Annotated in this window: 13 protein-coding genes; 6 read left to right on the top strand and 7 right to left on the bottom strand. The window is 37.3% G+C overall.

What is annotated here, in order from left to right:
- Nucleotides 1-30 precede the first annotated feature (30 nt).
- Entirely contained in the window at nt 31-2,853 is a 2,823-nt protein-coding gene (locus OL225_RS06410; RefSeq protein WP_264517691.1) for a T9SS type B sorting domain-containing protein, read from the bottom strand.
- A gap of 51 nt (nt 2,854-2,904) precedes the next feature.
- Complete coding sequence (locus OL225_RS06415; RefSeq protein ID WP_264517692.1) at nt 2,905-7,413, bottom strand: fibronectin type III domain-containing protein; 4,509 nt, start codon at nt 7,411-7,413, stop codon at nt 2,905-2,907.
- A 751-nt stretch (nt 7,414-8,164) separates the two neighbouring features.
- On the opposite strand from OL225_RS06415, the gene OL225_RS06420 reads away from it, so the two are divergent.
- Nucleotides 8,165-8,977 (top strand): response regulator transcription factor, encoded by an 813-nt coding sequence (locus OL225_RS06420; RefSeq protein ID WP_264517693.1) that lies wholly within the window; start codon nt 8,165-8,167, stop codon nt 8,975-8,977.
- Nucleotides 8,978-9,142: 165 nt separating this feature from the next.
- On the opposite strand, the gene OL225_RS06425 is transcribed toward OL225_RS06420, so the two are convergent.
- Nucleotides 9,143-9,502 carry a hypothetical protein gene (locus tag OL225_RS06425; protein ID WP_047377503.1) on the bottom strand — a complete coding sequence of 120 codons (360 nt, stop codon included), beginning with the start codon at nt 9,500-9,502 and terminating at the stop codon, nt 9,143-9,145.
- Nucleotides 9,503-9,751: 249 nt separating this feature from the next.
- Here OL225_RS06425 and gndA point away from each other — a divergent pair, with 249 nt between their 5' ends.
- The 5 genes from gndA to OL225_RS06450 all read left to right on the top strand — a co-directional run bounded on the left by gndA (nt 9,752) and on the right by OL225_RS06450 (nt 16,061).
- Nucleotides 9,752-11,170 carry an NADP-dependent phosphogluconate dehydrogenase gene (gndA, locus tag OL225_RS06430; protein WP_264517694.1) on the top strand — a complete coding sequence of 473 codons (1,419 nt, stop codon included), beginning with the start codon at nt 9,752-9,754 and terminating at the stop codon, nt 11,168-11,170.
- An 11-nt stretch (nt 11,171-11,181) separates the two neighbouring features.
- Nucleotides 11,182-12,663, top strand: coding sequence for a glucose-6-phosphate dehydrogenase (gene zwf, locus OL225_RS06435; protein ID WP_264517695.1), 1,482 nt, complete (start codon nt 11,182-11,184; stop codon nt 12,661-12,663).
- Nucleotides 12,664-12,690: 27 nt separating this feature from the next.
- Nucleotides 12,691-13,401 carry a 6-phosphogluconolactonase gene (pgl, locus tag OL225_RS06440; protein ID WP_264517696.1) on the top strand — a complete coding sequence of 237 codons (711 nt, stop codon included), beginning with the start codon at nt 12,691-12,693 and terminating at the stop codon, nt 13,399-13,401.
- Between the two features lie 679 nt (nt 13,402-14,080).
- Nucleotides 14,081-14,719, top strand: coding sequence for a TetR/AcrR family transcriptional regulator (locus OL225_RS06445; RefSeq protein ID WP_047377663.1), 639 nt, complete (start codon nt 14,081-14,083; stop codon nt 14,717-14,719).
- Nucleotides 14,720-15,422: 703 nt separating this feature from the next.
- A complete protein-coding gene (locus OL225_RS06450) occupies nt 15,423-16,061 on the top strand; it encodes a TetR/AcrR family transcriptional regulator (protein WP_047377500.1) in 639 nt (212 codons plus the stop codon).
- A gap of 69 nt (nt 16,062-16,130) precedes the next feature.
- Here OL225_RS06450 and OL225_RS06455 read toward each other — a convergent pair whose 3' ends face one another.
- The 4 genes from OL225_RS06455 to OL225_RS06470 are packed head-to-tail and all read right to left on the bottom strand — an operon-like array spanning nt 16,131 to nt 21,653.
- On the bottom strand, nt 16,131-17,660 hold the full coding sequence (locus OL225_RS06455) for a peroxidase, FMP-type (RefSeq protein WP_264517697.1): 1,530 nt from the start codon (nt 17,658-17,660) through the stop codon (nt 16,131-16,133).
- An 18-nt stretch (nt 17,661-17,678) separates the two neighbouring features.
- Entirely contained in the window at nt 17,679-19,130 is a 1,452-nt protein-coding gene (locus OL225_RS06460; protein WP_264517698.1) for a ferritin-like domain-containing protein, read from the bottom strand.
- A gap of 4 nt (nt 19,131-19,134) precedes the next feature.
- On the bottom strand, nt 19,135-21,210 hold the full coding sequence (locus OL225_RS06465; RefSeq protein WP_264517699.1) for a GMC oxidoreductase: 2,076 nt from the start codon (nt 21,208-21,210) through the stop codon (nt 19,135-19,137).
- Nucleotides 21,207-21,653, bottom strand: a complete 447-nt coding sequence (locus OL225_RS06470; protein WP_264517700.1) for a hypothetical protein — start codon at nt 21,651-21,653, stop codon at nt 21,207-21,209. The genes OL225_RS06465 and OL225_RS06470 overlap by 4 nt, the downstream gene beginning before the upstream one ends.
- Nucleotides 21,654-21,669: the final 16 nt, after the last annotated feature.

Here is a 21,669-nt window from a genome sequence, read left to right on the forward strand (position 1 = left end):
TTTCCAACGATTTACTGTAGAGGGTTGGGACTAATTCCTGTTTTTTACTACAACCCATCCCGTATATTTTATTGGAGTTTGTTTTGTATTGTTCTCATTCCAGCCCATATCAAACCAGTAGGTTCCGGTAGGTACTTTTTTGCCATCCATGGCTCCGTCCCATTTAAATCCGTTTAATTTACTTCCTACATGAAGCTTACTTCCGTATCTGTCATAGATGCTGAACGTGAAATTATTTTTATTTGCCAAAGCAGAATAATCAAGGACGTCATTGATTCCATCACCGTTAGGAGTAATGATGTTGATCAGATTAGGAACCGTGATTTCTATCTGCAGAGGAGCACATTTGTATGAATCCCTTACGTAGAAAGTATGGCTTCCACGAGATATATTGGTAAATATATTTTCATCCTGCCAGTTGATATTGTCCATCGAATACTGATAAGGTGCTGTTCCTGCAATTACGTTTAAAGTAACCGTATTATTGTTAATAGTAATATCCGAAATAACAGGATTTTCAGAAGCATACACCTTCACCGTTTGTCTGGTGGTACATTCTCTGGTTTTCAGATCTACCCAATAGGTTCCAACTCCTACATTTTTGATGGACTGGGTTGTCGCTCCCGTACTCCATTCATAAGAAGTAAAACCTGGCCCTGCATCTAATGTAGTAGTGTTTTCTATACAGATAATCTTATCCTTCAATACTTCTGAGTACAGAGGAGGAATAACTGTAAGAGTTATTTCTGCAATTCTGTAACATCCGTTGGCATTGCTTACTTTAACGTAAACCACACCAGTAGGCGCAATATAATTGGCTGGAGTCGGGATTTCGTTTGTTCCGTTGTGTGCATCAGTAGGAGACGGATAATACTGCTTAATAGTTCCAGGTTGCACATTAACTCCTGCTGATGTTAAATTAAATACCCCAAGTGCCGGATTAGAAGGCTGGAAGCATGATCTTAAGGCCGCATCTTTCACGATTGGGCTTTCAGAAACCGTTAATGTTAAAGTTACCTGTTCACAATCTGTAAAATCCGGGTTGTTTCCACAAAACTTATAAACAATAGTGTCAGTACCCAGATAACCGAAGTTTGGAACGTAATTAATCACTCCTGCTGTATCAATAGTAACAGTGCCATTTGCCGGAGGGGTAATAATAGTTACTGTACTTGGAACATAGGTTTGGGTAGAATTGGTAAATTCAGGTACTATAGTCTGGTATCCTTCACAAACAGTTATCGCTTTGGTAGACTCTTCAAGACAGGTGTAGACCTTATAAACCGGAGTAGTTGCCGGATTACAAGAGCTCACTGAAATTTTTACCGTATAATTCCCTGCAATCAGTGGAGTATAAGTATTGGCATTAGCTCCGGTAATAGGGTTTCCGTTAAGGAACCATTGGTAGGTATCATAACTGTCACTTACTTCCAGTACAATACCAGGAATACATTCTCCTGTCTTTTTGGAAATCAACGGAATAGAAGAGAAACCAGCGAAGTATCCACCATATCCGGATGTACTGTATCCACCGTTAATACCCGCTGTTACAGCCTTATCAGAAACTACTGTTACATTTCCGGTAATGGATGGGATAGCATAGGTTACCCAGCCGCTATTCCCCGTCAAGGCGAAAGGTCCTTCTGCAGCAGTGGGAGTATTTCCGTTTACCGTTACATTGGCTCCGGTTTCCGTTAAAATATTCAGTTTTACAATGGCTCCGGTTGGAACAGTACTTGTTACCCCCGGTCCCGTTGGCATTTCATTGATCTTCCCGATTTCTTCAATTTTTCGGGGAAGAAAACAGTTTAATGGCGGGATATAATTGAAACCACAGGTTGCACTGCTGTTATTCACAGAAACCATCTGATATAAATAGACATTTTTTGAAGTCGTAATAAACATATTAAAATGCCCGGAATTTCCCTGCTGAACATAATTGCTCCCTGAAATTCTGTAAAATTCACCACTATTGATAGTCGCAATAGGAGTGTTAGAACCATTGATGAATATTTGGGTATTGTTTTCTGTTCCTACAACGATACCACCTTCCAGATCGGCATTGGTAGATCTGGTTCTTACCATGGCAAAAGTGCTTCCAAGTCTATCTGTAGGTACAGCCTGATCAAGAATGGCATCCGATCCCGTACTGGTGTTGCTTCCAAAATTTCCATTAACATTTCCGTTGGTAAGGGTAATAGGTTTATCAGAAACAATTTTAGCTCCAATAAAAGCTGATAGGTTTTGACCATTGAGTCCAGGACCTCCGGCAAAAATAAATGATTGCCCTTTGTTGAGAGTAATGGTTTGCGAATGGGTGGTTGGTGTTCCTCCAAAAAATGTTACATTTCCATTCCATGTAACGGTTACTACCGTATTGTTTTCTGTTGCCAATATCCCTGCCGTGAAGTTATACAAGGTAAGTGTTGCGGTAGTAGGAGTTCCGGCTACATAAAATTCTTTGCCAATCCCGGCCTTTCCTTTACTTGTTATAATTTCAGCGTGTGTAGTACTGCTTACCATTCTTAATGAACAGTAGAATGGCTTGGCACCTTGTACATATAAACCTTTATTAATAGTAGTAAATGCATCTGTTGTAACATTGGCGGCTATATTGCCAATAGGTACCACAAATGTCTGAGGAGCGCCCTTACTGATGGTTACATTACCAATCGGAACATTGTTGCTGTTAATGGTAACAACAAAAGGAGTTGCAGAATCGGTAGAAAGATATAATGCCTGCGTATAACTTACAGAGGCGTAATAAGGTGCAAACCAGTGATCTGTATCTCTTTGAGCACAGGTTGGGATGCCTAATAATAAGAATAATAGACTAAATATAAAGCTTTTCATGCATTGCTGAATTTTGATCTTAAAAATTACGAATTCTTTTTTAAAAATCAATTATGATTCTTTTATTAATTTTTTATGAACGGTTGTGTTTCCATCTTCGATCTCTATTATATATATACCGTTGATAAGGTTGCTCACATCAATAGCATTGTTCAGAATTATTCCTGTAGATATAAGTCTTCCAACAGCACTGTAGATTTTATATTTAGCTTTTGCACTTATATTTTTCACATACAATACCGAGCTTACCGGATTAGGATAAATATGAATGTCCGTTTGATTAAGAGAATTAGGAACCGTAGTTTTTGAGATTCGTACCGTGTAATCTTCCACTTCACCATCTTTGAAACTCATACAGTTTACAGGAATCCCGTCTTTCTGTAATGCGACTCTCATTACTACATATTTCTGGTCTGTCAGGCTTATGAAAGCATCCTGAGGAACAGAAAAAGTAGTACTTGCTGTTGGATTTCCATTAGGTCCGTCTGCGAGAATTCTTTCACTGATGTCAAATTCTCCATTCCTGTTGAAATCAATCCAGATGACAACACCAGCATTGGTACCGGAACTTAAAGTCTTATCAATTGTAATATGGTTACCCGTTGACCCTTGAATCAAATCAATAAACTTCAAAGGATTTCCTGTGAAATCTGAATAACTGGACGCAAGAGATTCATTGACCATTTCCTTATTGCCACTAGGCTTTACCGTAACTTTTGAAATGAATTCCGTTGTAGAGTTAGCTGCCGACATCGGGCAGTAGATTACAGTAGGAGTAGTGAAAAAATACAGTTTTGTGAAATTTCCGGGCATTCCGTTACAGATATTGGAAACCTGCATTTCATATTTTGTAAGCTCCAGTAAACCGGTGATGGTGTAGGTATTGGTAGATACCACAACATCAGTCCAGCTTGGGATTCCGACTTTTCTGTATTTCAACAGATAAGTAGCTCCCGGAAAAGAATCCCACAGGACCTCAGCGGTCGTTGGGGTGATTTGAGTAATGGTAAGTCCGGGAGGAGGGATTTCACAAATTCTTTCTGTGGTAAATGTTTTTGGATTAGACCACGGATTGGCAGCTGTTTCTCCGATACAGATATTGGCAACCTGTACTTCATAAGTTTTGAATGAATCAAGGTTTTGAATCGTATATGAATTGGCCGGCGGTTGAGGAACCGTTGGTGTATTCCATGGAATACTGCCTACCTCTCTCCATCTTAAAATATAGGAAGCACTCGGAACCACAGGATTCCAGGTGATCACTGCTGAAGAGGATGTTACATTGCTTATTGTCACAAACGGCGGGGTAGGATCACATCGAGTTGTAAATGTTTTTATAGGAGTATAAGTTCCGATTCCTGTACCTCCGCAAACAGCGGCAATTCTTACTTCATAAACTGTAGCTGGTGTTAAAGCATTGATCGTTATTGGTGGATTTCCCCCTAAAACAGAAAGATTTAAAGTTGTCCAGGCAGAAGCCGGAGTCGTAACAGGTCTGTATTCAAGAATAAAAGCATTGTTATTAGCAGCTGCAGTCCAGTTTATATTTACCGAGTTATGCGTAATATTGGTGAATACTGGATTTCCGGGTGTCGTATTACTGCAGGGTCTTAATTTTACAGCATAATCTTCCACTTCACCATTAGCTGCATCTGCACACATTACCGGAGCGCTGGTTCTTTTCATAACAACTCTCATGGTAGTCGTTAACGGACCTGTATAAACTGTTGCAGGAACATCAAAAGTTGCTGTTATGGGAGTAGTTGTGCTGGCAGCAGAAGTCATTACTTTTTCAGCATCAGTGAAAACCCCATCTCTGTCCCAGTCAATCCATGCATTGATGGCATCAGCGTACTGGGTGCCAACCCATTCTTTGGAAACCGATAATTGATTTCCCTGAGAACCAATTTCAAGATTGATAAGAGTTGCTGGTGTAGTATAACTGATATAATTGGTTTGAACCGAAGTATTATCCATTATCGGAAAGTTGACAGGAGTAACTTTCACATTAGAAATAAAATCATTGGTGCCTGTTCCGGTCATGCTGCAATACGTTAACGGTGGAGTCGTAAAACTTATACTTGGAGAGAAAGCTCCCTGCGTACCATTACAGATTGTTGAAATTTGTACCTGGTAAGCTGTCTGCTCAGTAAGTCCGTTAATCGTATAAAAACTTTGTCCTGCCGGAAGAGTCTGTCCTGCCAGATTTGGAAGCCATGCTCCCGTGGTTCCCTGTCTCCATCTGATAACATAAGTTGCATTAGACGTAGGAATCCATGATATATATGCAGAATTATGGGTAAGATTATTGACTGCAATATTGGTAGGAGGGGCGGTGGTACAAGGTTGAAGATCGATAAATTTCACATAATAATCTTCAACTTCTCCATTACTAGTTAGCGATGCACAGGCATTGGCCGGAGTTAAAGAATACACAATAACACGCATTTTTACTTTACTCGTGCCTGTATAAGCATTAGCAGGAACTGAAAAAACTGCAGTAACAGGAGTAGTGCTGGAATATCCAAGATTCATAATCCTTTCCCCGCCAGGAGTTGTAGACGGATTATTATCAAAAATACCGTCGCCGTTAAAATCTATCCATGCATTGGTAGAATAGGTTCCTGATATAATAGATCTTCCTACAGATAATGTATTATTGGTTGAGTTTCTAAGAAGAGTAACCGTTTTTGTAGGATCAGAAGAATAATCCGTATAAGTTGTTGGTCCTGAATTATTACTGGTTAAAGGAACATTGGTGCCAATCATGGTAACATTGTTGATGTAACCATTTGTAACCGTTGCCGTTCCAGAATTACAATAAGTCAATGCAGGTGTTGTAAAATTGACCGGTGTAGAAAATGCTCCCTGTGTTCCGCAAATTGTTGCAACTTCTACTTCATATGGAGTCTGCTCAGTAAGAGAAGTAAGGGTTACGCTATTGGTAAAAGGAGTTGTGATATTGATGGTTTGCCAGGTAAGTGAAGGCGGTATTCTGTATCTTACAACATAAGTAGCATTCGCTGTTGCTGTCCAGGTAACATTTGCTGAAGTTGCCGTAATATTATTCACTGTAATATTGGCAGGTGGTGTATTGGTACAACTTGGTAATGTTGTTCCTGTTAGCTGTACTCTCGGAAGGACTGCGTATCGGCTTGTAGCAGTAGGAAGGTTCGAGGGATCCGGATTCGTGGTGGTATTGTAATAAATCATACCACGGTTGTTTCCGGCAGAATAGCTTCCCCAGTTTGCGGTACATGATGTACCTGTAGAATTTTCGTCAACACCTATTACTACATTGCTTACTCCATCCCACAAGAACGGAGTGCTTAAAGGAATTTCTATCCAGGCACCTGCAGTCATTGCCGGTAAAGTACCAGAGTATACCTGCGTCAAAGAAGAAGAAGGTATCCAGCTTGTTGTAGTTGCAAAATCTGTCTGTGCAGTATTTCCCATATAGACTACCCATTGATTATAATTAGCCTGAGTAGCTGCTGTTGTGGAAACGAAGAATCTGATCGCTGTTATATAATTATTCGTTCCAACAGCTGCCCCAACTTCTGAAGCCATATAAATCTGCTGAGAATAATTAAATCCTGAACACGAATAAATGGGTAAAAAGGCATGAGTTGCCGTACCTCCTCCAATCTGTCCGGGTGTAAAAGAATTACCTTCCACCCATGGCGATTTGTCTGTAGCTGAACAAACAGATCTTACCCACCAGTAATAAGCCGCTCCGGAAGTAAGTGAACTGATATTAGCACTTGTTCCCAGATTCGGAGTGCCGATAGTTGCTGCTGTAGGTGGAGTATTGTTTGTACTGTAATAATATTCATAGCCATTGGCGGGAGCCGGAGCTGGAGAAAGTGGAGCGGTCCAGTTAAGTGTAGCTGAGGTAGGTGCAATATTGGTTGCAGGGGAAGTAGTAGGTTCAAAACATGTTGGGGCCTGCATTACCTGAACTTCATCCAATAAGACATCATCATAGAAATTTGCATTTCCCGCTACATCTTTATCAACCGTAAATCTAAGTTGGATCGTAGCTCCTGCATAGCTCGCTGCCAGAGCTACACCTACTGTTCTCCATTCTGGAGAATTGGTGTCGCTGGACCAGATCTGTACCCATCCGGAACCATTATTGACAGCGAGTTTCAGCTCATTGTTGTCGGCATTGGGTACTGTGCCGTTAAGTGCTGTTAAATGGTCTTTAAACCATTCAAATTTGACATAAGGATTCGTTAATCCCGCCAGGTTTATCTGTGGACTTATAAGTTCCACAGTATGCTCACCGGTATAGGGTGTAGATGCGTCAACCCAGGCAAAAGTTCCTGCAGGTTTCCCTCCGTTTCCGGTGGCTCCATATCCGGCTGATCCTGAAAATTTCCACTTAACGTTAGCATTCGTAGAGGTTGAAGTGGGATTCTGGCTGGTCCAGCATGTAGGAAGCGCCCCGGTACTGAATGACTGTAAAAATGGCACGGGAACAGGACCACAGGTCTGCCCCTGGACTTGGAATGTAAAAGTCAATAAAAATAAGACAATGGGTAGAATTTTTCTCATATAGTTTCGTTTTAGTTAGAGTCAGTCTGTTATTTAATTCGCTTAAGGACTCTTTTGAGAAGATACAAGGAGTACTTCTATAGAATTTGATGCAGAAATTCCTGAAAAACTCCTGTATTTTCATCCACAGAGACGATAAGCTGGTTAAAATAGATCACTGTATTTCCTTATCACTTCTTTTATAAAAAGTGATCGATAGATAAACAGAAAAAATAGTAGGATAGTAAGTAGGTGGGGTGGTTTCAGAGACCGTTCATTGCCGTTTTGATATCTTCAGATATAAAAACGTTCACTTGGGTACTCATGAGTTGTAATAGTTTTTAATGGATTGGTTTTTCTTTCATTATTACATGAAATTTTTATGATTAATTTTTATGATTAATTTTTATTTTATGGTTAGGGTAAAAATAATTGAATAAAAATATAAAGTGACTATACTTTCGTATAGTTTTAAATCAAAGTTTAATGAGTTAAGTGGAAATGTATTTTTTCTAAAGTGCTTTCAGAAAAGAGAATCCCTTTGTTTTCTTTTAAGAATAAAGTTTTATCCCAAAGCCTGTTTTTGATTTTTTCCTCTTAATCCCGTTTCTATACGTATGTAACACAGAAAAAAACATCCGTAATATGGAAAATGTAGTAAAATGGTAAATTTTAGATTTTTTTGTTATCAAAGTAAATGTTTCATAGATTTAGATTTAATTATAATTAATTTTTGATAGATTTTTTTTATTTAAATTAATTATGAATATGTTTGCAAAAAGTAAATCTTATAAAAAATAGTTTTTCACCCCTATTATATATTAAAAATATGAGTGATAAAATAAATTCATTGTATCCCAGGAAAGGATCCGGGGTATCAGTTTTTGAAGAAAAAAGTAGAAACAAATACTTTAATGTGCTCAAAGCAGTATCAGGAACCAGTTTGGGGAGTGTTTACATTGCAGATCTTAAAACCAGAAAATTAGAGTTTATTTCAGAAAATCCTCTTCTTTTTTCAGGTTTGCGGTCTGCTGAAATTGAAAAAATGGGGTATAATTTTTTTCGTAAACACACCAAGAAGGAAGATCTGGAAATATTAAAAAAAGTGAGCATTTATGGACTTAAATTCTTTGATTGTCTTTCACCGGAAGAGAAAAAAGTACACACCATTACCTATGATTTCCATCTTAAATATACCAATAGTATAGATGTGCTTGTCAATCATAGGATTACACCTATAGAGCTTGATGATGATGGAGAAATCTCTAAAATTGTTTGTGTAGTGTCCTATTCACTTAATCGGACTGCAGGAAATATCCGGATCATATCCAATACCTCAGAAAGCTATTGGAAATATAATCTCTTTACGGGAAAATGGACGGAAGAATGTAAAATTACCTTAAAAATAAGGGAAATTGAAATTATAAGACTCTATCTTCAGGGATTAAAAATAGAAGAAATTGCAGAGCAATTGTTTGTGTCACCCAGTACCATAAAGTTTCACAGGAGCAAATTGTTTGAAAGAATTGGTGTAAAAAATATTATCGAAGCAATATCCTACGTAATAACAAATAATTTGATTTAAACTTTATTTTTTCTAAATGTATTTCAGACCGAAAGTGCTGAAAAACAAATATCTTTTCCGGGTACTTTACAGTTTTTAAATACTAAGAACTGTTTGCTCTTTATGCATATGTTTTTGAGAATTATCCCTCTATATTTTTACAGAGGGATAATTCCCGGAAACAGCTTAATTAAGCTGATAATTTGTGATCACTAAACTCAGGATGAAATGAACATAATTTTCTTCTACCTCTTTTCTGTTGATCAATTTGTTTTTATACTCATAAGAGTTCAGATCTCTGGATAATTTCTGATATGTTTCAAAATCATCACCCTTAATCTTTACTCTTATATTACCATCTCTTCTGTTGATAATTACATCATCCAAAGTTCTTACTTTAAATAAAACTTCACATAATGTAGGACGAGCCTTCATTGACCCGATATATCTTTCAACTATATTAATCTTGAACGAATCAAATTTGATGGTATTAAAAACGATTTTAGAATTAGGTTCCTGAGTGTTGAGTTCAAGTTTATAGTTCATTACTTTATAAATTTTGGCAAATATAAGTTTAATTATGCCAAAAAACAGACTGTTTTAATAGATCATTACCATAATAATGATTGAATTTTATTCTATAAAAAGAAAAACATGTGAAAATGTGAATATTAGTAGCTTATAAATGAGGGGAAAACGGAAGTATTACAATTTTTTTTCTTCCTTTATTTTTTTCCTTATATGCATTTACGTAATTTTATTCTCTGTAATTAAATTCATATTAATACCAATATAATGGAAAGATATAGTTATGGAATAGTTGGCCTTGGAGTGATGGGGCGAAATCTTCTTTATAATATCGCTGACAACGGATTTTCAATCGCAGGATTTGACCTTGATCAGGAGAAAGTAAAAGAATTAGAGAATGGTGCTGCTTCAGAAATGAAAGTAAAAGGTACAGGCTCTTTAGAAGATTTTGTATCTGCATTAGAAGTCCCAAGGAAAATTATTCTTATGGTTCCTGCAGGAAAACCTGTAGATGCAGTGCTGGAAAACATTACCCCGCTTTTGAATGAAGGTGATATCGTAATTGATGCAGGGAATTCTTATTTTGAAGATACCAACAGACGTGTTGCTGATCTGGCATCTAAAAAACTGCATTTTATGGGAATGGGAGTGTCTGGTGGAGAAAAAGGAGCCAGAAGAGGTCCAAGTATAATGCCCGGAGGTGATCTGGAAGCTTTCAAACTTCTTAAGCCAATGCTTGAAGCTATTGCTGCAAAAGTAGATAACGAAGCATGTACAGCATATATGGGGAAAGGATCTGCCGGGAACTACGTAAAAATGGTACACAACGGTATTGAATATGCTATTATGCAGCTTATCAGTGAAGCTTATGATCTCCTTAAAAGAGGGGCTGGTTTGAATAACGAACAGCTGTATGAGGTTTTCAGAGACTGGAATAATGGAGAAATGAATTCATTCCTTATTGAGATTACCAGAGATATTTTTACTCAGAAAGATTCATTTACAGAAAATTATCTTGTTGATCAGATTTTAGATAAAGCAGGAGCAAAAGGAACCGGAAAATGGACTTCTGAGCAAGCCATGGAAATCGGAGTTTCTATTCCTACCATTGATATTGCGGTAACTTCAAGAATTTTATCCGCCTATAAAGAAGAGAGAGTTCAGGCTTCCAAGATATATGGTGAAAAAGAAATCACAAAGCCGGAAAACACAGAATTGTTTATTCAGGAAGTAGGAGATGCCCTTTTTCTTTCGACGCTAATAAGCTATGCACAAGGCTTGTCTTTACTGGTAAAAGCATCTGCGGAATACGGTTTTGAAATTCCACTGAAAGATGTTGTGAAAATCTGGAGAGGAGGATGTATCATTCGTTCCGTATTGCTGGAGAAATTCTATTCGGCTTACACTCAAAACCCTGATCTTTCTAATATTCTGCTTGATCATGATATTTCCAAATTGGTAAAATCAAAAATAAAATCTTTAAGAAAAACTGCCGGATATGCTGCTGCAAACGGTATTTCAAGTTTGGGAATTCAGACTGCTTTGGGATATTTTGATGCCTACACTACAGAATCTCTTCCTGTGAATCTGATCCAGGCTCAACGTGATTATTTCGGAGCTCATACCTATCAGCGTACTGACAGGGAAGGAGTGTTCCATACCTCTTGGCAAACAGCAAACAATTAAAACTCGGAAAAATGAATCAAAATAGAATCTTGCAGCCAACAACTATCGTTATTTTTGGTGCTACAGGAGATCTGGCAAAAAGAAAACTTTTTCCGGCATTTTATAACTTATATATCGACGGCAGAATGCCCAAAGGCTTCAATATTGTTGCATTGGGAAGAGCCGAAAATACAGATGAACTCTTTAGAAATTATATTAAAGAAAACCTGGAAAGTTTCTCCAGAAAAAAAGTAACTTCTGAGGACTGGGCAGGTTTTCAGGCCCATATTACTTACTTTCAGCATCAGTTGGATGAAGAAAGTTCGTATCAGAATCTGCAGCAGAAGTTGCTGGATTTTGACACCGTTTACGGAATGAGAGCCAACAGGTTATTTTACCTGTCAATAGGACCTAATTTCATTTCCACTATTTCCAATCATATTAAAACGACAGCATTAGCTTCCGATCCGAAAAAAGACCGTATTATTATTGAAAAACCTTTTGGTCATAATAAACAGTCGGCGATTGAACTGAACAGTCTTCTGGCAAAAACATTTGAAGAAGAACAGATCTATCGTATTGATCATTACCTGGGAAAAGAAACAGTGCAGAATATATTGGCATTTAGATTCGGAAATTCAATTTTTGAGCCTTTATGGAAGCATAAATATATAGAATCAGTACAGATTACAGTAGCAGAAGAAGTAGGAGTGGAGACACGAGGTGCTTTTTATGAACAGACAGGAGCATTGAGAGATATGATTCAGAACCATTTGTTGCAGATCCTGTGTATGGTGGCTATGGAACCTCCGGCTTCATTGAAATCAGGCGAAATAAGAGACCGTAAAGTTGACGTTCTGAAATCAATCCGCAGAATTTCTCCGGATCAGGTTGAGCATTATGCAGTAAGAGGCCAGTACGGAAAAAGTACAATAAACGGGGTGGATGTGAAAGGCTACCGCCAGGAGAACGGCATTGCCGGGGATTCCAATACGGAAACTTTTGCTGCGATAAAATTTTATCTGGATAACGAAAGATGGCAGGATGTTCCTTTCTACGTTCGTACAGGAAAGAAAATGAAAGAAAAACATTCTTATATTACCATTCAGTTTAAGCCGCTTCCTCATTCCACATTCTCAGACAGTCCACATCTTTTATCAGCTAACAGGTTGATTATTAATATTCAGCCGATGATGGATATCAGATTGCAGTTTATGACAAAAAAACCGGGACTGACCTTGGATTTGAAACCTGCAGAAATGATTTTTGATAATTTTGCCTGCCAGGATGATACGCCGGAAGCTTATGAGACCTTGCTGCAGGATGCCCTTTTAGGAGATCTTACTTTATTTATGCGTTCTGATCAGGTAGAAGAAGCTTGGGATGTTGTTACAACAATACAGGAAGCATGGGAAAATAACAAAGACTTATCCTTCCCGAATTATAAAGCAGGAAGCTGGGGACCGGAAGACTGCAATGCTTTGGTGGAGAGACAAGGACATAGCTGGGTATAAAACAATATAAATTTAAACAGACAAAAAATGAATATTACAGTATTTGACGATCTGGAAAAACTGTACACAGAGGCAGCAGATGCATTTGTTGACCTTTCAAAAAAATCTATTCAAGAAAATGGACGTTTTGTAGTGGCACTGAGTGGCGGTTCTTCTCCAAAAGCCATTTTCAAACTATTGGCAACGCCGGAATATAAAGAACAGATTGAATGGAATAAAGTCTACTTTTTCTGGGTTGATGAACGTTGGGTTCCTTTACATGATGATAAAAGCAACTTCAGAATGACGGATGAAGCTCTTCTTAGCCAGGTTCCCGTTGATAAAAACCATATTTTTCCTATGTATGCTGAAGGAGTTACTCCTGAAGACTATGCAAGGACCTATGAAGAACAAATTAGAAGTGTTCTTGGGAGTGAAGGTGTTTTTGATTTTATCCTTTTAGGAATGGGAGATGACGGTCATACCGCTTCTTTATTTCCTGGTGAGGAGGTTTTAAATGAAAAAGAAAAGTGGGTTTCTGCCTATTATCTGAAGCCTCAGGAAATGTTCAGAATTACTTTGACTGCTCCGGTAATCAATAATGCTGAAAATATTCTGGTTATTGCATTTGGTGAATCAAAAAAACATGCATTGAATGAAGTGCTGAACGGAACGTATAATCCATCATTATATCCATTACAGCTTATTGAAAAAAAGGACGGATATCATTTTTTCACAGACAAAAAAGCAAAAGGTTAATAAAATATGATCTTTAAAAACATGAGACTGTCCTAGGACAGTCTCTCTTCATATCAACTATTCTATACCGAAGCCGGTATATACAATTTTCTGTATTTCAAAATCAAAAATCTGAACTTTAAATTTAAAAACAGCATCATTAAAGAGCTAATGATACTGTTGCATTTAGTGTTTTTACCTTAGTTGCTTGTGTTCGAAACTTTTTAATTTTTCCCAACTCAATAGTGTTTCTATATAAAATGGTTATTAGTTTGAAGCAAATATACAAAATAAGACACTTCTAAGTGTCTAAAAATAAAAAAAAGTAAAAATATTTTTATTAAATGTATGATTAAATTAATAAAACCCCTTTGATAGAAGGTTTTTCCAGTGAAAATGAATTTTTAAAATATTAACAGAACAGGTATTTATGGCTGCTAAATGAGAGAAAATACCTCTGTTAAATAAAAACAGCACTATAAAAATAGTGCTGTGAGTAATGTTTTACCTCAGTCATGGAATGTTCAAAACATTTAAACTGAGGGAACTAACGGTACAATCTGATCTCACTCAATCTCACAACTTTGATCGTTCGTTTATATAAAATGGTTATTAGTTTATGCAAATATATACATTTAGACACTAAAAAGTGTCTAAAATGAAAAAAAATTCATAAACTTGTATGATTGAAAAGTTTACCATGGAAAGAAAGTCAGTGGCAGGAAGTATCCGGAACAAGGAACGCAGTAAAAAGAAATTTTTGGATGCAGTGGGAAAAATACTGAGAACAAAAGGACATACTGCTTTGAAAGTGACTGGTATTGCTGCTACAGCCGGGGTAGATAAAAAAATGATCTATACTTATTTTGGAGGGATAGACGGACTTATAGATGAGTATATCCGGTCTCAGGACTACTGGAGCAAAGTAACTATTGATGAAGTAGAAAAGATAAAACCGAAATTGAATGACGGAGGAAAGTCTTTCATGGAAGAAATGCTTCTATCACAATTTGACTATGTTTACAAAAGCAAAGAAGCGCAAAAATTACTTCTGTGGCGCATTTCAGAATCAAGAAAATCACTAAGAAAGCTGACGGATACTCAGGAAAAAAACGGAGAGTATATTTTTAAACTGCTGATGGATCGTCATTTCAAAGAAAATGCTGATGAAGTACGTTCGATAATGGCTATCCTGGTTTCAGGACTTTATTATCTGAATATGTACTCTGCGATGAATGGCAGTATCTTCTGTGGAATAGACGTAGACACTTCTAAAGGGCGGGAAAAAATCAAAAAAGCAATCTCCTTTTTATTGAACCAAACTTATGAGAATCTGTAATATTAAGTTTTTTATAGGCTTAGGGATTGTATTTTGATAAAAAACAAAACCATTAGAAATCTCTAATGGTCAGTTGTGTTGTTGTGTTTCTACCTTAGCTGTTTCGTGTCCGAAATTGTCTTAAAGTAAGGGAACATAAATAAAACAGTCTGAATTGTCTTATTTTTCAACCTAAAAGTGTTTTAAGATATATAGATGGTTTTAGTTTGTACAAATATATAAAATAAGACACTACAAAGTGTTTAAAATGATGAAATTTTTTCTAATTTAATTTAATGTTTTGAATTTCAGCTTATTAATTTTTTTTCATAAAAGAAATTACTCTTTGAGTGGTGCTGACATTCCAATTTAATTATGCTTCAAAAGGCAGAAAATCGTTTTCAAAATAAAGAAATATATTTCAACATTTGAAAAGTATTTTATTTAATGTCATAGCAGCTATTTGAGTATAAAAACAGCACCATTATAGAAAAATGATGCTGTTTGGTTGGGTTTTATCTCAGTTGCTTATGTTTGAAATATTTTAAACTGAGGGAACTAACGATACAATCTGAATAGTTTTTATTTTTTCAATCTCGATCATGTTTTTATATAATAAATTGTTTTAGTTTGTACAAATATATACAAATAGTTGAAATTAGACACTTGCTGGTGTCTAAAATGATAAAAAATTTTCTTAAACTTGTATATTGAATGTTTAGTCATGGAAAGAAAGTCAGCATCAGGGAGTATTAGAAATAAAGAACGCAGTAAGAAAAAATTTTTAGATGCAGTTGGGAAAATTCTGAAAACGAAAGGGCATGCAGGATTGAAAATAAATGATATCGCTGCAACTGCCGGAGTAGATAAGAAAATGATCTACACCTATTTTGGCGGTATGGATGGTCTGATGGACGAATATGTTCGTACACAAGATTTTTGGATAAAAGCAACGAGTGAAGAGGTAGAAAAGATGAAACCGAACCTGGAAGATGGAGGAAGAGAATTTATCGAGCACATGCTGCTTTCACAATTTGATTATGTGTATACTAACAAAGAGGCTCAAAAACTATTGCTGTGGACCATATCTGAACCTAGAAAATCATTAAAAAAACTGATTGATACTCAGGAAGAAAACGGGGAATATATTTTCAAATTATTAATGGAATCCCGTTTCAAAGATAAAATGGATACCTATCGCTCTATTATGGCAATTATGGTTTCAGGGCTTTATTACCTCAATATGTTTGCCTCTCTGAATGGCAGTATTTTCTGTGGGATAGACACCAATACACCTGAAGGGCGTGAAAAAATCAAAAAAGCAATCTCCTTTATGGTGGATCAGACCTATGAGAACCTTTAATAGATTTTAGAAAACATAAAAAAAGAGGCAGTAATCTGCCTCTTTTTTGTATCCTGTTGATGAGTAATTTTATCCTTTATGATAAGGACATCCTGAAGCTGCACCGGAATTTCCGGCAATATTAAAAAATTGTTCTTCAATCACTTTTCTTTGATCCTCAGGAATATCTTCTAATTTACGAAGTGTATTGACCTGGATGTGAGGCCAGCTTGTGGTACCTCCATCATTTCCAAAATCAAATTCAAAGAATACAATTTGCTCATATTGCAGCTGAAGAATTTCTTTCCCATCTTCAATAATGGTTTCAATCCACATATCCATATCCACTTCAACAGTTGGAACAAAACGGTTGACAAAAGGAACATTTAAAATACCGCCCTGCGCACCGGTTTTCATTTTGGAAGACATTCTCACATGTACGTAATTGCTGACCTTCTGACCTCTTAATGTATCTCTGAGCCTCAGATCAGGTCTTACAGAATAAGGATATAAATCATCTGCGAGTATTCTCTGGGTGTAGATCTTATTTGAACCCGGATCATTATCGTCATTAAGTGTTTCATGAACCCAATCTGGTGCAGGTTTGTCAAGATCAATAATTTCTTCAGGTGTTACTCCTGCATTTCCCATCGTTCGTGAAATGGAAAGATGATTGGTATCCCATGCCTCTTTACCATAAGGGAAACTAGGAGAACCTTCAATTAAATAGAACGTTGTCTTATCTTTATTTTGAGGAATAATATCTCCTAATAAGGTAATGGTACTTCCATGAGGAATAACACCGCTTCTCGAGATAGAGTAGTCCGGAATAAAATAAGGCCCATCCAGTCCTGCTCCCGGTTTTATTTCCTGTGCCGGAATAATCTCGTAATAAGGCTGGCCCGGTTGCAGCTGGCTTTGAAGAATATATTGAGGGTTTTGCTCTCCGTCAGGTGTTATTCTTAGAAGAGGTTCATCTCTGTATTCTCCTGTATAGCCATACTTTTTAGCATCTTCTGTTGAAACAGCATGAATACCACGGTCTCTTTCAATAGATTCCTTAGTTGCTGCATGATTATAGACATCACTCAACCATAGGTACATTCCGTTTTCTTCGTGGATAGGAGTATATTTTAATGCATCCTGTCCAGATATGGTATTAACACTTTTAATGCTTTGTTCATATTTAACAGCTCCACAGAAAAGCTCACTTGCGCCTCCACGGTTACGTACCCCGCCAGGAACGATGGAAAATGTTAATTTCTCAATATATTCTTCACTGTCAAAAGCGAATTTTCCAGGTATTGTTCCTGAATTGGTTCCCGGAGAAGGCATAATGGTAGTATGCACTCCGCTCGCTAATGAAGGTTTAGTAATATCTTTATTATAATTCACATTATAGCTAACCCATGTACCGGACAGTGCTGCAAGAATTCCATAATCTACATTATTCTCTATCGCCTGCAGATTGTCTTCTCTGAATGGTCTTACAGGATCATCGATGAGAAGTTTTGAATATCCATCCATTAGCTCAGCCAGATTAACTTCATTCTGGCCTGGCATTTTACGGAATAACTGTTCGCCTCCCGCTTCGGGACTTACTTTTTTTCTTTTAAGCATGATATATCGTTTTTATGGTTATAAATCGGTGTATTCGAAAGTTGGCCCTGCATTAGTTTGAGCATCCAATGGTTGTTTCATCAGGTTGACAGCCTGTTCCTTCAATGCATACATGTACATAATGGATTTTTCCAATTCTCTTTGGTTTCCTTCCACGGCACTTTGTATAGCGTCTAATAAACGTTTGTAGGTTTTATTGAATTCTACACCCTGTGTATGTAGTTCTTTGTTTTTAATATAATCCTCCACTTTAGGATTAGGTTTCATAGGATATGCCTCATTCCAGTCTACAGGTAATTCTTTTCCGTTTGGTGGAGTAGAAACAGGCATCATTCCGTTTTCATCCATAAAAGGTTCGTAGTTTCCACCAAGATAGAAATGCTCATGGAATACTTCTTTAAATCTGAAATAATGAGCCAGTTCCATTCCTTCTTCAAATTGGGACGGATCTACATCGAAAATAGAATCGTCAGCACCCTCACCCTGTCCTTTGATTTCCTGGAAAACAGCAATTACTCCAGCTAATGCTTCTACAGAGTGTAACTTTCCGCCACTTCCATAGTATTGCTCAGGACGGATTTGTTTGGCTGGATTTCCTGTGAAAATTCCTCCGGTATTTAATTCTTCAAAATTCTTCGGAAGAGTTCCATGTTCTTTGTAATAAGCAATGATTTGGAAAATAACAATATAGAAGAATAAAACATCGTAATATTCACCAATGGTATGGACATTTTCCATAATGAAACCTTTCATATTTTCAAGGGTCCATAAGTTGGTATCCTGTACGGCAGCTCTCTGAGAATATAATGCCGGAGAATCTGTTTCATGGTCATATTTCGGAGCTTTTACCAGTGGTTTGCTTGGGCTTTCAATGGCAATAAAAGTTGCAATGCTGTTACTTGAGAACGTTTCCAGGCCTATATAGAAATCAACGTTCATCGGTAATTTCATCGGATAAGTAGGATAGTTCTCCTGTTTGTTGACAGATGGCTGGATATCAATTGCATTCAGGACATTACAAACCATGATCAGGTGAAGCATTTCTTCCACGGCAACACTTCGGATGATTTGTGAAGCTAGAGCATTAGTTCCATCCTTGATAGAATACAAAGCGGTAAGATAAGGTGGAATAGTAGAATGCTCGATAAGAATTGCCGTCTGTAAAAGATCCTGCAAAATAGGTTTATAATCAATTTCTGTCAATCCTTTTTTAAATTCCGAAGCTCCAGAACCGAACTGAGATTCCAGATAAGCATTAAAATCATCAATTTGATCATTCAGTAAAAGAGCTGTCAATGTTTTGCTGTGATGTTTTAATCCTTCAATCCAATCTTCTTTGCTAAGAGTTGAATCAAATAATAAAGAAGGTAATGAAACTGCATCTGCAACGACAGTACTTCTGCTTGCCATTCTTCCTGCTGTTGATGTTTCCTGTGGTTGTGTTGTTTTATTGATAAGTCTTTGTCTCATGTTGTTATTTTTTAAGTTGAGTTTCAAGATCAGCAAGAATAGATTCTACTGAACGGATTGTGAATGCTGATAATGTTAAAGTAGGGTTTGAAGTTCCCAATGTGGTCATGTTTCCTGCTCCTACAATGTATAAATTCGGGTGGTCCCAGGATTTACAATAGCTGTTGGTGACAGAATCTTCTGCTGTAGACCCCATTCTGTGCGTTCCCACAATATGACCGGCACCGTTGTAAGAATATCTTGTTCCATTGTAGATCACAGAGTTCTTGTCTTCCGCAGTATATTTTGTAAAATCGTCAATATTTAATCTTTTGAACATTTGATCAGAAGCATTCTTTGCCTGTTCCATAGCTTTCATCTCGTATTCTGTCAGTTCATAATGAATAACAGGACGTGGAATTCCAAGAACATCCAAATACTGATCATTAATTGTAACTCTGTTATTAGGATTAGGTAACTGCTCAATCTCAAAATGGAATAAAACCTGTTTTGAAAGTCTGTTCGTAAGCTCTTGTCTTAATTTTGCTCCGAAAAGCTTCTGGCTGATAAAATAGGCAACATCGGATCCCGGAGAAAATGCCGGCCAGCCCCAGCCCCAGTTGTCAAGAGGAGAGATCCACGCAGAAAATTCACCTCTGAAGTCTCCATCTCGGAAAGACGAAATATTGGTGGTAGAACCGGGACCTCTGTATGGATAAACCGGCTCCGGGAAAAGTCCCCAGGTAAGCATTACCATGTGATCCATCAGGTTTCTTCCCACCTGATCACTGCTGTTGGCAGCCGTTTTTACAACATTATTTACTGTATATTTGGAATTCAGCAGGATTTTTGGGTTTTCAAAAGCATTGGCAGCCAGAATCACAATGGCATCTGAAGTATCAATAGATTCTTCTACGAAATCTGTTTTCTCTTTTGAAGTATATCTTCTCAGATGAACCTTTGAGATTTTCTCCTGATCATTCTGGTCAACACTTAACCTGTAAACTACGCTCTGTGCCTGAACCTGCATGTATGGATTACGCTTAAGATTTTCATTATCATTAAGTTTATACAACGCTTTTTTCAATGTTTTTAAAGCATTATATTTAGCCTGAACCGGACAGATCGGAACGCAGGATGCATTTCCTTCACAACGCTCTCCCATATAAGGGTTCCATACAGAACCAAGAGCCTTGTATTCTTCTTTTTCAGAACTGTCTAAAATCAGTTTGTACCCCGATTCTTTGGGTTCAGCTTTGATGATCTTTGTTTTTCCGTATTTTGGATTCGGGATAGAATTTCTTCCCTGAGGAGAAGGTACCATCATCAAAGGAATTTCTCCGGAGCTTAGCGTTACGCTCGTGCCTTTAAGACCTTCAATGATCTTATGATCCATATAACTTTGCGGAATTTCTTCCATCGGAAATACATAATCTGCATAATATTCTTCCATATTCTCAGAAATAGGATATTCCTGTCTTGAAACATCTCCGGAAACCCCGATTTCAAATTCTGCCATTTCATAATAAGGCCTTAGTTCTTCATAATCTATCGGCCAGTTGATCGGACTTGGCTTATCGGAATCCGGCTGGGGAATCGTAATCCCATATTTCTCTGTGAGTTTGAAATCATTAGGAAGCATTCTTGGGGTAGTTCCCAGCCAGTGAAGTGTAGTTCCGCCTCCCACTCTGATGGCATCACTTGCAAAAGGCATTGGCCCAAACTGTACCAGATACCCTTTTTTATCCGGAAACGGCTGAACGATGTGTTCCATATCCAGAACATTGGGAGAAGGTGCCTGTTTCAAATTCGGATAAGGAGAATTGGGAACTTTGGCTTCTTCTCTGTAAAAAGTACGGATATACTCATTATAAGTGGTCATTGAGGATACAGAATCCAGTTCAATACCAGCTTCCAATCCGGCTTCATACATAAGGATTGATATCTCCTTGATATTATCTGATTTTCCTGCATCTGCACGGTGGATCATTTTGCCTTTTGTTACATCAAATACATGATCAGACAGTAATTTTGCGATTAATGATCCTGCAATCCCCGTTCCTACGATGATCACATCTTTTTTGTTATTTGCTGGATTCATGAGTTGATGTTTACGGGTTTAATATTCCATGATTTGTAGCCGGGCTGTTTTGCTCCTGGCGGATGAGAGTGCATCAGGTTCCAGACAAGACCTTCTTTGTAAGAAAGATCATTGATATAAGTCCCTTCCCAGGTTCCCAAATACCACATGGTGATCACTTTTCCGGCAATATCATTCATTCCGGGATTGGCGATGATCTCAGATTGAATGGCATTTTTCAACTGATCTTCATTGGAAGAATTTTCAAGAATATTTTTAGAAACTGTAAGGAATTCTACGAAAGTAGCTGCTTCTAAGCTTTTCAGGACGTAGGTGTAATAGATTTCTGCCAAACCTGTAGACTGTAATTCGTTTACAGTAAACCCGGCAAGCGCTTCCGAGATAGACATAAACACGTCGAAATAATAATCGTCGACGTTGAGGATTTTGTTAATAATATTCATTTCGTTAAAAATTTGG

Source organism: Chryseobacterium viscerum (assembly GCF_025949665.1).
In the GTDB taxonomy this organism is placed as follows: Bacteria; Bacteroidota; Bacteroidia; order Flavobacteriales; family Weeksellaceae; genus Chryseobacterium; species Chryseobacterium viscerum_A.

Excerpts from the sequence above, each read along its gene's own strand:
- OL225_RS06410 (WP_264517691.1), bottom strand. The coding sequence starts at position 2,853 with ATGAAAAGCTTTATATTTAGTCTATTATTCTTATTATTAGGCATCCCA.
- OL225_RS06415 (WP_264517692.1), bottom strand. The coding sequence starts at position 7,413 with ATGAGAAAAATTCTACCCATTGTCTTATTTTTATTGACTTTTACATTC.
- OL225_RS06425 (WP_047377503.1), bottom strand. The coding sequence starts at position 9,502 with ATGAACTATAAACTTGAACTCAACACTCAGGAACCTAATTCTAAAATC.
- gndA (WP_264517694.1), top strand. The coding sequence starts at position 9,752 with ATGGAAAGATATAGTTATGGAATAGTTGGCCTTGGAGTGATGGGGCGA.
- zwf (WP_264517695.1), top strand. The coding sequence starts at position 11,182 with ATGAATCAAAATAGAATCTTGCAGCCAACAACTATCGTTATTTTTGGT.
- pgl (WP_264517696.1), top strand. The coding sequence starts at position 12,691 with ATGAATATTACAGTATTTGACGATCTGGAAAAACTGTACACAGAGGCA.
- OL225_RS06445 (WP_047377663.1), top strand. The coding sequence starts at position 14,081 with ATGGAAAGAAAGTCAGTGGCAGGAAGTATCCGGAACAAGGAACGCAGT.
- OL225_RS06450 (WP_047377500.1), top strand. The coding sequence starts at position 15,423 with ATGGAAAGAAAGTCAGCATCAGGGAGTATTAGAAATAAAGAACGCAGT.
- OL225_RS06455 (WP_264517697.1), bottom strand. The coding sequence starts at position 17,660 with ATGCTTAAAAGAAAAAAAGTAAGTCCCGAAGCGGGAGGCGAACAGTTA.
- OL225_RS06460 (WP_264517698.1), bottom strand. The coding sequence starts at position 19,130 with ATGAGACAAAGACTTATCAATAAAACAACACAACCACAGGAAACATCA.
- OL225_RS06465 (WP_264517699.1), bottom strand. The coding sequence starts at position 21,210 with ATGAATCCAGCAAATAACAAAAAAGATGTGATCATCGTAGGAACGGGG.
- OL225_RS06470 (WP_264517700.1), bottom strand. The coding sequence starts at position 21,653 with ATGAATATTATTAACAAAATCCTCAACGTCGACGATTATTATTTCGAC.